The organism is Nocardioides pocheonensis, assembly GCF_003725535.1.
Taxonomy (GTDB): Bacteria; Actinomycetota; Actinomycetes; order Propionibacteriales; family Nocardioidaceae; genus Marmoricola; species Marmoricola pocheonensis.
This window is the reverse complement of record NZ_RJSF01000040.1, coordinates 900,110-913,435: the sequence shown is the minus strand read 5'-3', so window position 1 is coordinate 913,435 and position 13,326 is coordinate 900,110. Positions and strand designations below refer to the sequence as shown.

The following is a 13,326-nucleotide window of genomic DNA, read 5'->3' as shown; positions in this document are numbered from 1 at the left end:
ATGTCCGAGGCACAGGTCTACTGCGGGCACTGTGGTGAGGCGCTGGACGCTTCCGGCCACGACGCCTGCCGCGAGCGGCTCCGGATGGAGCCGCCGCGGTTCTGCGTGCACTGCCGGCGGCGGATGCAGGTCCAGGTGACTCCGACCTCCTGGACCGCGCGGTGCGTGGAGCACGGCGAGCTGTCGTCCCCATGAGTCCGGAGGTTTCGAGGCTCGCTGCGCTCGCACCTCAACCACCTGAGGCGCGAGACCTGCTCGCCTTCGACCGCGAGCACCTGTGGCACCCGTACTCCTCGATGACGGCTCCCGGCGCCGTCCGGCAGGTCGAGTCGGCGTCCGGCGTACGGCTGCGGATGCGGGTGGACGGCGAGCCGGTCGAGGTCGTGGACGCGATGTCGTCGTGGTGGTGCGCGATCCACGGGTACGCCGTGCCGGAGCTGGACGCCGCGGCGGTCGAGCAGCTGGGGCGGATGAGCCACGTGATGTTCGGCGGCCTGACGCACGAGCCGGCGGTCCGGTTGGGTCGCCAGCTGGTCGACCTCGCGCCCGGTCCCGCGGCGGGTGAGCCCGGCGCCCTCGAGAAGGTGTTCTTCGCCGACTCCGGGTCGGTGTCGGTCGAGGTCGCGATGAAGATGGCGTGGCAGGCCCACGCGGCCGGCGGGCTCACGCGTACGAAGTTCTTCACGATCCGCGGCGGCTACCACGGCGACACCTTCTCGCCGATGAGCGTCACCGACCCCGAGGGCGGCATGCACGCGATGTACGCCGGCTTCCTCCCCCGCCACGTCTTCGCCGACAGGCCGCCGGCCGCCGGCGAGCCGCTGGACGCGTGGACCACCGCCACCACGGCGCTGTTCGAGGAGCACGCGGACGAGATCGCCGCGGTGATCGTCGAGCCGGTGCTGCAGGGCGCCGGCGGCATGCACGTCTACGGCCCGGAGGCGGTTCGGCACCTCGCCGCCCTGGCCCGTGCGCACGGTGCGCTGGTGATCTTCGACGAGATCGCCACCGGGCTGTGGCGCACCGGGGCGCCCTGGGCGGCCGACCACGCGGGCGTCACGCCGGACATCCTCTGCACGGGCAAGGCCCTCACCGGCGGCTACCTGACGCTCGCGGCGGTGCTCACCACCGCCGAGGTCGCCGCCCGCGTCGATGCGAGCCCCGCGGGCGCGATGATGCACGGGCCCACGTTCATGGCCAACCCCCTGGCCTGCGCGATCGCCTCGGCGAACCTCGACCTGCTCGCGTCGTACGACGTCGCCGGCACGATCGAGCGGCTGAGCGCCGGGCTCAGGACGGGGCTCGCCCCGGCCGCAGGCTTCCGGTCGGTCGCCGACGTCCGGGTGCTCGGCGCGGTGGGCGTGATCGAGCTGCAGGACGCGGTGGACGTCGCCCGCGTCACCGCCGCCGCGCTCGACCGCGGCGTGTGGGTGCGGCCGTTCCGCAACCTCGTCTACACGATGCCGCCCTACGTGACGTCCGACGACGACCTGGACACGATCACCCGCGCCCTGGTCGGCGCGGTCGAGGAGGTGCACGGAGCATGAGCCGGTTCACCGACTGGCTGGCCGAGCGGGCCGCCGCCCGCGAGGAGGCCGGCCTCACCCGGCGGCTCTTCGCCAGCGACACCGCCGGGCCGATGATCGACCTCGCCGGGAACGACTACCTCGGGCTGTCGAGGCACCCGCGCGTGGTCGCCGGTGCGGTCGCGGCGGCCGAGCGGTACGGCGCCGGCGCGGGTGCCTCGCGCCTGGTGACCGGCACGCTGACCGTCCACGAGCGCCTGGAGCGCGACCTCGCCGCGTTCACCGGCTTCCCCACGGCCCTCGTGCTGTCCACCGGCTACCACGCCAACCTCGCCGCGGTGTCGGCGCTGGCCGACGCGGAGACCCTGATCGTCTCCGACGCGCACGTGCACGCCTCGATGATCGACGCGTGCCGGCTCTCCCGCGGCCAGGTCGCCGTGGCACCCCACAACGACGTCGCGGCCGTGGAGCGGTTCCTGGCCGCCCGGACCCAGCCGCGCGCGATCGTGCTGGTGGAGACGATCTACTCGGTGCTCGGCGACGCCGCCCCGGTCGAGGAGCTCGCGGCGGTCTGCGCCCGCCACGACGCGGTGCTGGTCGCCGACGAGGCGCACGCGCTCGGCGTGTGCGGCAGCGGAGGTCGCGGCCTGCTCCACGAGGCCGGCCTCTCCGGCCAGGACCACGTGGTGGCCACGCTCACCTTGAGCAAGTCGCTCGGCGCGCAGGGTGGCGCGGTGCTCGCCACGGCGGCCGTCCGCGACCACCTCGTGAACACCGCGCGCCCGTTCATCTACGACACCGGTCTGGCTCCCGCGGCCGCCGGCGCGGCGTCGGTCGCGCTCAGGGTCGTGCGCGAGGAGCCCGAGCGGGTCGAGCGCGTGCGCGCCGTGGCCCGGGCCCTCGCCAAGGGCGGCGGGGTCCCCGAGGCCGACGGTGCCGTGCTCGCCGTCGCGATGCCAGGTCCCCGCGAGGCCGTCGCCGCGGTCGCCGCCGCGGCCGAGCAGGGCGTGCGGATCGGCTGCTTCCGGCCGCCCTCCACGCCCGACGGCATCTCCCGCCTGAGGCTCACCGCGCACGCCCACCTGGGCGACGAGGAGCTCGAGCACGCCGTGCGCGTGCTCGAGGGCCTCGTGGGATGAGGCCCGTCCTCTTCGTCACCGGCACCGACACCGGGGTCGGCAAGACGGTCGCCACCGCGGCACTGGCCGTGGCGCGGCGTACCGCGGGCGGATCGCCGTACGTCGTGAAGCCGGCGCAGACCGGGGTCTCCCCCGACGAGCCCGGCGACCTCGACGAGGTGCGCCGGCTCGCCGGCGACCTGCCCGGCCACGAGGGCGTCCGGCTGCGCGAGCCGCTCGCGCCCGACACCGCCGCCCGGCTCGAGGGCGTGACGCTCCCCGGTCTGGCCGAGCAGCGCGACGCCGTGCTCGCCGCCGCCGAGGAGCACGACGTGATCGTCGAGGGCGCCGGCGGCGTGCTGGTCTGCGTGGGCGAGCACTGGAACCTGCTCGACCTCGCCGAGACCGTCGTCTACCACCGGGCGCCCGTCGGCTTCGTGGTGGTCGCCCGCGCCGGCCTCGGCACCCTCAACCACGCGGCCCTCACGGTGTGGGCGATCCAGCAGCGCGGGCTGCACGTGCACGGCGTCGTGATCGGCTCCTGGCCGGAGAAGCCGGACCTCGCCGCCGAGCAGAACCGCTTCGACCTCCCGACGATGACCGGGGTCCCCGTCATCGGACGCATCCCGGAGGGTGCCGGAGCGTTCTCGGCGGAGGAGTTCGCGGCCGGCGTACCGGGCTGGCTGCTGCTCCCCTCCGACTAGCGCAGCCAGGGGCTGGGTCGCCGGCAGCACCGGCGGTTCTGGCAGAGTTCCGGCCATGGCGACGACCTCGGCGAGCCCCGTGCTGATCCGCTCCGACAAGCTGCTCCTCGGCGGTGCGGCCGCGCTCTGTGTCCTCTCCGGGGTCGCGCACTACGGCAGCTGGACAGCGGTCCTGGCCTTCGTGGTCTCGGCCGCTGCGGTCGCGGTGCTGGCGAGCGTGGTCGGCCTGAGCGTCGAGCAGCTCGGTGACCGGTTCGGGCCCGGCGCCACCGGCGTGCTGCAGTCGGCGCTGGGCAACCTGCCCGAGCTGTTCATCTGCATCTTCGCCCTGAAGGCCGGGTTGGTCGACGTGGTGCGGGCGGCGCTGGTGGGCTCGATCCTCGCCAACCTGCTGCTCGTGCTGGGCCTGGCCTTCCTCGTCGGCGGGCTGCGCAACGGCACCCAGCAGCTCGGCTCGGAGCGGGCGCGGACCATCGTGGTGCTGATGCTGCTGTCGGTGACGGCGATGGCGATCCCGTCGATCGCCCACGAGGTGCACAGCCCGGCCGGCGCGCACGAGGTCCCGTTCTCGGTGATCGTCTCGGTGGTGCTGCTCGTGCTCTTCGGGCTCTCGCTCCCGTTCTCGCTGCGTCGGGAGCCGGGTGGCGCGACCGACTTCGAGGGCGAACCGCCACGCTGGCCGGTCGCGCTGGCGATCGGGATGCTGGCACTGGCCGGCGTGCTCGCCGCCTTCGTGTCGGACTGGTTCGTCTCCGCACTCGAGCCCGCGATGTCGTCGCTGAACATCTCCCAGGCCTTCGCCGGCCTGGTGATCGTCGCGATCGCCGGCAACGCGGTGGAGAACGTGGTCGGCGTGCAGCTCGCCGCCCGCGGACAGTCGGAGTACGCGTTCTCGGTGATCCTGAACAGCCCGCTGCAGATCGCCCTGGTCCTGGCTCCGGTGCTCGTCCTGGTCAGCCAGGTCTTCGGGCTGGCCTCCCTCACGCTGGTGTTCGGGCCGATGCTCGTCGTCGCGCTGGTCCTCTCCATCCTGCTGGCCGCACTGATCGCGATCGACGGAGAGTCCACCTGGCTGGAGGGCGCCACCCTCATCGCCCTGTACGCCGTGATCGCCACGTCGTTCTGGTGGGGCTGAGCCGCGCCGCCGGTCGAGAACCGCAGGAGCCCTGAGCGCGGGCGCGAAAGTGCGGACCGTGTGCCCGCCGGGTTCAGGGCTTTCGCCCCCGGCCGATGAGGCAACCCTCGGCTTACGTTGGGCTCATGGAGCACGTCATCGAGATCTCCGGCCTGGTCAAGACCTTCGGTTCGGTGCGCGCCCTCGACGGCCTGGACCTCGAGGTGCACCCCGGCGAGGTGCACGGCTTCCTGGGACCCAACGGAGCCGGCAAGTCCACGACGATCCGGATCCTGCTCGGCCTGCTGCGCGCCGACGGCGGCCATGTCGCGCTGCTCGACGGCGACCCCTGGCGGGACGCGGCCGCGCTGCACCGCCGGCTCGCGTACGTGCCGGGCGAGGTGAACCTCTGGCCGGGCCTCACGGGCGGCGAGGTGATCGACCTGCTCGGCCGCCTCCGCGGCGGCCTGGACGAGCGGAAGCGGGCCGACCTGCTCGAACGGTTCCAGCTGGACCCGACCAAGAAGGGGCGCGCGTACTCGAAGGGCAACCGTCAGAAGGTCGCGCTCGTGGCCGCGCTGAGCGCCGACGTCGAGCTGTTGCTGCTCGACGAGCCGACCGCCGGCCTCGACCCGATCATGGAGTCGCAGTTCCAGCAGTGCATCGACGACTTCCGCGACGGCGGCGGGACCGTGCTGCTCTCCAGTCACATCCTCGCCGAGGTCGAACGGCTCTGCGACCGGGTCAGCATCCTGCGCGAGGGCAGGGTCGTCGAGTGCGGCACGCTCGCGGAGCTGCGCCACCTGACCCGTACGTCGATCCACGCCGAGCTGGCCACGACCGCCGCCGACCTCGCCACCCACGAGGGGATCCATGACTTCGTCGCCGAGGGGCACCGGGTCGACTTCGACGTCGACACCGAGCTGCTCGGTGACGTCCTCGCACACCTCGGCACCTTCGGCATCCGCAGCCTGACCAGCCAGCCGCCCACGCTCGAGGAGCTCTTCCTGCGCCACTACGGCGACGAGGTGGTGGCCGAGCCGCAGCCTGCGGGAGCGACGTCGTGACGGCGACCGGCACCTTCCTGCGCGCGTTCCTGAGACGGGACCGGTGGCTGGTGCTCTGGTTCCTGCTCGGAACCCCGACGCTCTACTGGACCCAGGCCTACAGCGTCGACGGCATCTACCGGAGCCAGGCCGAGTTCGACCGGGCCGCTGCGGCGATGGGCGACAACGCCGCGTTCGTGGCGATGGCCGGCCCCGCGCGGGCGCTGAACACGACCGGTGGGCAGGTGGCCTGGCAGGCCTCGGCGTTCGGCGCGATCGTCGTCGGGCTGATGGCGATGTTCATCGTGGGCCGGCACACCCGCTCGGAGGAGGAGACCGGTCGCGAGGAGCTGCTCAGGTCGGGGGTCGTCGCGCGCACCGCGCCGATGACCGCCGCGCTCCTGGCCGCCACCGTCGCGAGCGCCGTCGTCGCGGCCGGCGTGACCGGCTCGCTGCTCCTCTACGGGCTGCCCGCCGCCGGCAGCTGGGTGCTCGGCGTCGGCGTGCTGGGCTGCGGCGTCGCGTTCGGCGGCGTGGCGCTGCTGGCCGCGCAGGTGACCACCACCGCCCGGGCGACGTACGGGCTCACGGGCGCGGTGATCGGGGTGTCCTACGGGCTGCGCGCGATCGGCGACGTCAGTGGCGGCGGGCTCTCCTGGCTCTCGCCCATCGGCTGGTACCAGGCGATGCACGCCTACTCGGGCGAGCGCTGGTGGCCCGTGGTCCTGCTCGTCGTGCTCGGCGCGCTGACCACGGCGGCGGCGTACCTGGTCTTCGAGCGGCGCGACCTGGGTGCGGGGATCTGGGCGACGCGCGTGGGCCCGGACCGGGCCTCGCCGCGGCTGCTCAGCGGACTGGGCCTCGCCTGGCGGATGCAGCGCTCCTCGGTGTTCTGGTGGTCGGTCGGGATGCTCGTGGGTGGGTACGCCTACGGGGCCATGGGCGACGACGTCACGACGATGATGGGCGACTCGCAGTTCAGCAAGGACATCTTCGCCGCCGGTGGCGGCGCCGACCTGCTGGACTCCTTCTACGCGGTCGCCACCCTGATGCTCGTGCTCATCGCCGCGGGGTTCACCGTCTCCTCCGCACTGCGCCCGCACAGCGAGGAGCAGGCCGGCCGGGTCGAGGCGCTCCTCGCCACCGGGCTGAGCCGCGCGCGCTGGTACGCCGGGCAGGCGCTCGTCACCGTCGCCGGCAGCGTCGTCGTGCTGCTCGCCGCGGGCCTGGGCATCGGCGTCGGCTACGCAGCGGTGACCGGGGACTGGTCGGCCGTGCAGCGCCTCACCGGCGCCACCTTCTCGCAGCTCGCCGGCCTGCTCGTCCTCGGCGCCCTCGCCCGGCTCCTGCACGCGGTCGCGCCGCGCTGGGCGCCGCTGGCCTGGCTCGGGGTCCTCTACTGCTGGGTGATCCTGATGTTCGGCGAGCTCCTCGAGTTCCCGCAGTGGGTGATCGACGTGTCCCCGTTCAGCCACCTGGCGGCCGTGCCCGCCGTCGACATGCGCTGGACGCCGTTCCTGACGGTGCTCGCCCTCGCCGCGGCGATGAGCACGGCCGGGCTGCTCGCGTTCCGCCATCGCGACGTGCACTGAGCCGGCCTCAGGCCAGCAGCGCCTCCACCTGCGGCAGCTGGCGCTGGAGCGCGCGGAGGTAGGGCGCGACGGCCGGGTGGTTGAACTTCCCGTGCAGGGCGCCCTCCCCCGGGGCCACCCGCGACAGCGCCCACTCTGCGCGGCTGATCGCGGAGTAGATGCAGATCACGGTCGCCGCGAGCCGGACCCGCTCGGGCTCGACGTCGTCGCGCACGGCCCGGACCCCGTCGAGGAAGGCCTGGACGAGCACGTCGAAGTCCTCGCGCGTCGACAGCGCGTAGTAGCCGACGTCGGTCCCGACCGGACCGATGCCGAAGCCCTGCCAGTCCACCGCGACCACGTCCTCGCCCCTGCTCGCCGGGAAGTTCGCCGGCACGGCGTCTCCGTGGACCCGGCCGGCGGGCACGGCGGCGTACTCGGCGAGCCAGTGGCTGCGGCGCCTCCAGAGGTGGTCCGCGACGTCGGCGAGCTGGGTCCGGGCGAGGGTCGGCCAGCCGCCGCGTTCCTCGGCCATCGCGAGCCGGTCGACCAGCGTCCGGCGCGCGGCCCACGGGACCTCGGCGTACGGCGCCGCGGCGAACCGGCCGAGGGCGTGCGCCACCTGCAGCGCGGGCGGCGGCTCGGCCAGGACCTCCACCGACCACAGCGTCAGTCCCTCGTCGTCCTCGTCGACCCGGAGGTACGCCGGCGGGACGAGCCCGGGACCGTCGACCACCGTCGCCGAGAGCGCGACCTCCGCCTCGCGACGCCAGTAGCCCGCGTGCGTCGGGTCCGACAGCACCGCGGGGTCGTCGGCCGCGGGTCGGCGGAGCCGCTTGATCACGACGGTCGCACCGGCGTGCTCGGTCCGCCACAGGCCCACGGTGGACGCGCCGCCGCCCGGACGCAGCGGCGTCCAGCCGGGTTCGGGCTGCCACATGGCGCCTCCGGTCGTCGTCGGGGGCGGGTCGTGTCGATCCTGACAGAGCGAAGCGGGCCGGAGGGCGACCGACACTAGAGGTGCAGCGCCGGACCGGACTAGACGGTTCCGGGAAATTTCGCGTGGCGCGACGTACGTGACTCGTCGGCCCGTGCTCTTCCCAGCAGAGTGTGGCTCACTCTCTCGGGCGGCTCAGCATGCCCGTTCACATCGAGGAGCAAGTATGAAGAAATTCGGCAGGGCAGGTTCGACCTTCGGCACCGTCGTCGCTGCGGCGGTCGTCATCGCGGTCGCGAGCACCGGCGGCGCCGTCGCGGGTGGCCTCATCACCAGCAAGCAGATCAAGAACAACACCATCAAGAGCATCGACGTCCGGGACGGCAACCTGACCGGCACGGACATCGCCGACGGCTCGGTCAAGGGAGCGGACGTCGGTGACGGGTCGCTCGCCACGGCTGATCTCGCGGACGGCGCCGTCACGAACGGCAAGCTCGCGAGTAGCAGCGTCAACGCGGCCAAGCTCGCGAACGGCGCGGTCACGGCTTCGAAGCTCGGCACGGTCGTCACGCGCACGAACTCGACCAGCATCGGCAACGGCGCCGGCGGATTCGCGCAGGTTTCCTGCTTGGCCGGCGAGACGGCGATCGGCGGAGGTGCCACCACCTCGGGCGTCGGGATCGCGGCCGGCTGGACCATGATCCGGTCCAGCAAGCTCACCAACGGGTGGGACGCAGCCGCCTGGAACACGACCGGAAGCAGCGGAAGCCTCATCGTCGAGGTCTACTGCCTCCAGTGACGTCTTGATGCGGTGGGGGCTGGCCCGGGCCTGTCCCCACCGCGTCGGCTGTCAGGCGTTCTCGACCGTGATCCGCACCGAGGACGCCGCCACCACCGCGTCCTCCAGCACCGACCGCCGCGGGTCCGGCACCGGCAGGAACTCGCCGACCACGTGCGCCGCCACCGTACGCAGCCGGCGGTCCTCGAGCACCTCGCCGACCGCCGTGTGGTCGCCGCCGACCACGAGGATCGCGACGTCCGCGACGATCCGGGCCGCGTGGTCCGCCGCCGCCTCGTACGCCGCCCGCGCCTGGTTGTCCCGGCGCCGGGCGAACCGCTGCTGGCTCTGACCGCCGGCCTTCGTGCGCCCCTGCACGTGCCGCTGGCCGACCTTGGACTCGACGATCGTCTCCCCGGTCAGCCGCGCGACGGCGAACCCGCCCTTGCGGACCAGCAGGACCCCCCAGTCCTCCGGGGGCACACACGTGTGGACCAGCGCTCCGGTCTCGGCCCCGTCCACGCGCCGGTCGAAGGGCGCCTGCGCCGAGAACCACGACCCGTCGGCCGCGTCGCCGTGGAGCCGTCCGTCACGCACCTCCAGCGTCGTGGCTCCGTGCCGGTCCTCGAAGTTCGCCACCCAGCGCTCGATCCGCGCGGCGGGCACCAGCACGTCCACGCACCCATGCTGTCAGCAACGCCGCCGCCAGTGAGAACGGGCGTCGGTTGCGACCCCAGAGCTGTCGGCAGAGCGTGTCGCGAGCTCTGCGGTGGCAAAGCGGTGAGTCAACCCGTCGCGGTGGCGATGGCGCCGAGCAGCGTCGCATGAGTCGCCGCGTCGGCCACGGCGATCAGGCCGTTCCCGGCCGACTCCACGGGCTCTCCGGCGAGGTCGGTCACGACGCAACCGGCGGCGCGGCAGAGCGCGATCCCGGCGGCGAAGTGCACGCTGTCGCGCACGTCGCCGGCGATGACGTACGCCGCCCGGCGACCGCTTGCGACCCAGGCGAGGGCCAGACTGGTCGAGGAGACCCGCAGTCCGAACGAGTCCGTGAACTCCGGCGCGGAGACCACCTGCGCTGCCCACACCGGGTGTCCGTCGAAGTCGACGTCGACCAGCCGCGAGCTGGCATCAGGTGTGAGGGGCGTGTCGATCGTGGTGCGGCCCCAGGCCGTGTCGCCGTCGGTCCAGCAGACCTCGGCCGCGAACGGGTCCGCGATGGCGGCGGCCGTCACCCCGCCACCCTCGCGGAGGGCCACGTTGACCGCGACCAGCGGGGTGCGCGCGGCGAAGTTCAGGGTGCCGCAGAGCGGGTCGACGAGCCAGGTCCGGGCCGCGTCAGCAGCCCCGTGCAGGCCACCTTCCTCGCCGAGGAAGGCGTCGCCGGGGAACGCCTCGGCGATCGCGTCGCGGACGGCTCGTTCGGCCTCGAGGTCGGCCTCCGTGGCGAAGTCGCGTTCGGACTTGGCGAGGCGGGTCAGCGGACCGCCGTACCGGCGACGCAGCGCCTCGGCTCCGGCCAGGGCAGCCGAGATCGCCACCTCGGCGTCGGACGTGGGGCTCGAAGGTCTCGACCCGCCGTTCGCGGTTCGCGAGCTCACCGCGAGGCTCGCTCGACCTCTTCGCGTCGAGCGTGAGCTCGTTCCTCGCTCACGCTCGGCTCAGACGTTGAAGCCGAGCGCCCTCAACTGCTCGCGACCGTCGTCAGTGATCTTGTCCGGGCCCCACGGCGGCATCCAGACCCAGTTGATCGTGACGTCGTTGACCAGGCCCTCGAGCGCGGAGTTGGTCTGGTCCTCGATGACGTCGGTCAACGGGCACGCGGCCGAGGTCAGGGTCATGTCGAGGACGACGTTCGACGACGCGTCGGTGTGCACGTCGTAGACCAGGCCGAGGTCGACGACGTTGATGCCGAGCTCCGGGTCGACGACGTCCTTCATCGCCTCGAGGATGTCGTCCTGCGTGGCGGTCGCGGTGCCGCCGCCGGCGGGCACGTCGGGCAGGTCGCTGTGGTCGGGGGTCACGTCAGGCATCGAGTGCTCCTTGGTGGGTGTCGGCGGGTTCGACCGCCGCGTTCGTGGCTTGCAGGGCGGCGTCCTTGAACGCCATCCAGGAGAGCAGGGCGCACTTGATCCGTGCGGGGAACTTCGCGACGCCGGCGAAGGCGATCCCGTCCTCGAGCACGTCCTCGTCGGGCTCCACCTGGCCCTTGCCCTGCATCAGCTCCAGGAAGGCGTCCTGGGTGCCGAGTGCGTCGGCGAGCGGCTTGCCGATCACGAGGTCGGTCATCACGGACGCCGCGGCCTGGCTGATCGAGCAACCCTCCGCGTCGTACGAGACGTCCTCGACGCGGTCACCGTCGAGGTGCACGCGCAGGGTGACCTCGTCACCGCAGGTCGGGTTGACGTGGTGCACCTCGGCCTCGAACGGCTCCCGCAGCCCCGCGTGGTGGGGGTTGCGGTAGTGGTCGAGGATGATCTCCTGGTACAGGGCGTCGAGGTCCATGGCGGTGTAACGTCACCCGACCTTGAAGTAGTTCTTGGTGTGCTCGAGGCCGTCGATCAGCGCGTCGATCTCGGCCGGCGTCGTGTAGAGGTACGACGAGGCGCGGGTCGAGCTCTGCACGCCGTACCGCTTGTGCGCCGGCTTCGCGCAGTGGTGCCCCGCGCGTACGGCGATGCCCCGGCTGTCGAGCAGCTGGGCCACGTCGTGCGGGTGCACGCCGTCGAGCTCGAAGGCGACCGCGCCGCCTCGGGCGGTGGGATCGGTCGGGCCGAGCACCTTCACTCCGGAGACCGAAGCGAGCCCGTCGAGGAGGTAGCCCGTGATCGCCTGCTCGTGGGCGTGGATCCGTTCCAGGCCGATGTGGCTGATGTAGTCGAGCGCGGCGCCCAGCCCGATCGCCTCGACGATCGGCGGGGTGCCCGCCTCGAACTTGTGCGGGATCGGCGCCCAGGTCGACTTCGCCATGCTGACGGTGGCGATCATCTCGCCGCCCCCGAGGAACGGCGGCAGCTGGTCGAGCAGCTCCGTGCGGCCCCAGAGCACGCCGATGCCGGTCGGCCCGGTCACCTTGTGGCCGGTGAAGGCGAGGAAGTCGGCGCCGACCGCCTGCACGTCCACGGGCAGCTGCGGTGCGGCCTGGGAGGCGTCGAGGACGACCACCGCGCCCACCTCGTGGGCCCGGCGCGCGATCTCGGCGACCGGGTTGATCGTGCCGAGCATGTTGGAGACCCAGGTCAGCGCGACCACCTTGGTCTGCGGGGTGAGCAGCTCGTCGATGTTCGAGAGGTCCAGCTGCCCGTCGTCGGTCAGGCCGAACCAGCGCAGCTCGGCACCGCTGCGCTCCGTGGCCAGCTGCCACGGGACGATGTTCGAGTGGTGCTCCATCTCGGTGATCACCACGCGGTCACCCGCCGTGAGCGGGAACGTGCGGGCGACCAGGTTGAGCGCCTCGGACGCGTTCTTGGTGAAGATCACCTCGTCGCGCGACGGCGCGTTGAGGAACGCCGCCACCTTGTCGCGCGCACCCTCGAAGGCGGCGGTCGACTCCGCCCCCAGCTGGTGCATGGCGCGGGCGATGTTCGCGTTGTGGTGCTCGAGGTGGTCGACCATCGCGTCGATCACCACCTGCGGCTTCTGGGAGGTGTTCGCGCTGTCGAGGTACACCAGCGGCTGCCCGCCCGCGAGCGTGCGCTCGAGGATCGGGAAGTCCTTGCGGATGACCTCCAGGTCGGTCAGCAGACCGTCCGGAACGGCGCGGGTCATGATCAGACCGCCGCGCTCACGAAGCGGTCGTACCCGTTGGCCTCCAGCTCCTCGGCGAGCTCGGGGCCGCCCTCCTCGACCATCCGGCCGTCGACGAAGACGTGCACGAAGTCGGGGGTGATGTAGCGCAGGATCCGGGTGTAGTGCGTGATCAGCAGCACGCCCTTGTCGCCGTTCTCCTTGAAGCGGTTCACGCCCTCCGAGACGATCTTCAGCGCGTCGATGTCCAGGCCGGAGTCGGTCTCGTCGAGCACCGCGACCTTCGGGTCGAGCAGCTCGAGCTGCACGATCTCGTGGCGCTTCTTCTCACCACCGGAGAAGCCCTCGTTGACGTTGCGGGTGGCGAAGGCGGTGTCCATCTTGACCCGGTCCATCGCGGTGTTGACGTCCTTGACCCACGTGCGCAGCTTCGGCGCCTCGCCGTCGATCGCGGTCTTCGCGGTGCGCAGGAAGTTCGACACCGACACGCCCGGCACCTCGACGGGGTACTGCATGGCGAGGAACAGCCCGGCCCGCGCGCGCTCGTCGACGGTCATCGCGAGCACGTCGGCGCCGTCGAGGGTCACCGAACCCGACGTGACCTCGTACTTCGGGTGCCCGGCGATGGAGTACGCGAGGGTCGACTTGCCCGAGCCGTTCGGACCCATGATCGCGTGCGTCTCGCCGTCCCGGATGGTCAGGTTGACGCCCTTGAGGATCTCCTTGGGGCCGTCCTCGGTCTGCACCTGGACGTGCAGGTCCTTGATCTCCAGCGTTGCCATGTC

General features: G+C 72.5%; 15 protein-coding genes. 8 read left to right on the top strand and 7 right to left on the bottom strand.

All coding sequences use genetic code 11. The features are described from left to right. The 7 genes from bsaP (at position 1) to EFL26_RS15170 (ending at position 7,100) form a co-directional block, all read left to right on the top strand. Positions 1–195: a biotin synthase auxiliary protein BsaP gene (gene bsaP, locus EFL26_RS15200; protein WP_123223844.1), complete on the top strand. Its 195-nt coding sequence runs from the start codon at positions 1–3 to the stop codon at positions 193–195. Beyond that, positions 192–1,547 (top strand): adenosylmethionine--8-amino-7-oxononanoate transaminase, encoded by a 1,356-nt coding sequence (locus EFL26_RS15195; protein WP_123223672.1) that lies wholly within the window; start codon positions 192–194, stop codon positions 1,545–1,547. Before bsaP ends, EFL26_RS15195 begins: the two co-directional genes overlap by 4 nt. Further along, on the top strand, positions 1,544–2,665 hold the full coding sequence (locus EFL26_RS15190; RefSeq protein WP_123223671.1) for an 8-amino-7-oxononanoate synthase: 1,122 nt from the start codon (positions 1,544–1,546) through the stop codon (positions 2,663–2,665). The genes EFL26_RS15195 and EFL26_RS15190 overlap by 4 nt, the downstream gene beginning before the upstream one ends. After that, entirely contained in the window at positions 2,662–3,348 is a 687-nt protein-coding gene (gene bioD / locus EFL26_RS15185) for a dethiobiotin synthase (RefSeq protein ID WP_123223670.1), read from the top strand. The genes EFL26_RS15190 and bioD overlap by 4 nt, the downstream gene beginning before the upstream one ends. Positions 3,349–3,403: 55 nt before the next feature. Next, positions 3,404–4,483, top strand: a complete 1,080-nt coding sequence (gene cax / locus EFL26_RS15180) for a calcium/proton exchanger (protein WP_123223669.1) — start codon at positions 3,404–3,406, stop codon at positions 4,481–4,483. Between the two features lie 125 nt (positions 4,484–4,608). Further along, the gene (locus EFL26_RS15175) at positions 4,609–5,529 is read left to right on the top strand and encodes an ABC transporter ATP-binding protein (RefSeq protein ID WP_123223668.1); all 921 of its coding nucleotides are present in this window, start codon (positions 4,609–4,611) and stop codon (positions 5,527–5,529) included. Then, complete coding sequence (locus EFL26_RS15170) at positions 5,526–7,100, top strand: ABC transporter permease (protein WP_123223667.1); 1,575 nt, start codon at positions 5,526–5,528, stop codon at positions 7,098–7,100. Before EFL26_RS15175 ends, EFL26_RS15170 begins: the two co-directional genes overlap by 4 nt. 7 nt (positions 7,101–7,107) lie before the next feature. On the opposite strand, the gene EFL26_RS15165 is transcribed toward EFL26_RS15170, so the two are convergent. Further along, a complete protein-coding gene (locus tag EFL26_RS15165) occupies positions 7,108–8,019 on the bottom strand; it encodes a phosphotransferase (protein WP_123223666.1) in 912 nt (303 codons plus the stop codon). Between the two features lie 223 nt (positions 8,020–8,242). Here EFL26_RS15165 and EFL26_RS15160 point away from each other — a divergent pair, with 223 nt between their 5' ends. Further along, a complete protein-coding gene (locus EFL26_RS15160; RefSeq protein WP_123223665.1) occupies positions 8,243–8,815 on the top strand; it encodes a hypothetical protein in 573 nt (190 codons plus the stop codon). 51 nt (positions 8,816–8,866) lie between these two features. On the opposite strand, the gene EFL26_RS15155 is transcribed toward EFL26_RS15160, so the two are convergent. The 6 genes from EFL26_RS15155 to sufC form a co-directional block, all read right to left on the bottom strand. Then, entirely contained in the window at positions 8,867–9,472 is a 606-nt protein-coding gene (locus EFL26_RS15155; protein WP_123223664.1) for an acVLRF1 family peptidyl-tRNA hydrolase, read from the bottom strand. A 107-nt stretch (positions 9,473–9,579) separates the two neighbouring features. After that, positions 9,580–10,395, bottom strand: coding sequence for an inositol monophosphatase family protein (locus EFL26_RS15150; RefSeq protein WP_123223663.1), 816 nt, complete (start codon positions 10,393–10,395; stop codon positions 9,580–9,582). A gap of 60 nt (positions 10,396–10,455) precedes the next feature. Beyond that, on the bottom strand, positions 10,456–10,827 hold the full coding sequence (locus EFL26_RS15145; protein WP_123223662.1) for a metal-sulfur cluster assembly factor: 372 nt from the start codon (positions 10,825–10,827) through the stop codon (positions 10,456–10,458). Beyond that, positions 10,820–11,299, bottom strand: coding sequence for a Fe-S cluster assembly sulfur transfer protein SufU (gene sufU, locus EFL26_RS15140; RefSeq protein ID WP_123223661.1), 480 nt, complete (start codon positions 11,297–11,299; stop codon positions 10,820–10,822). Before sufU ends, EFL26_RS15145 begins: the two co-directional genes overlap by 8 nt. A 12-nt stretch (positions 11,300–11,311) precedes the next feature. After that, positions 11,312–12,562, bottom strand: coding sequence for an aminotransferase class V-fold PLP-dependent enzyme (locus tag EFL26_RS15135; RefSeq protein WP_123223660.1), 1,251 nt, complete (start codon positions 12,560–12,562; stop codon positions 11,312–11,314). A 2-nt stretch (positions 12,563–12,564) separates the two neighbouring features. Then, positions 12,565–13,323: a Fe-S cluster assembly ATPase SufC gene (gene sufC / locus EFL26_RS15130; RefSeq protein ID WP_123223659.1), complete on the bottom strand. Its 759-nt coding sequence runs from the start codon at positions 13,321–13,323 to the stop codon at positions 12,565–12,567. Between the last annotated feature and the right edge of the window lie 3 nt (positions 13,324–13,326).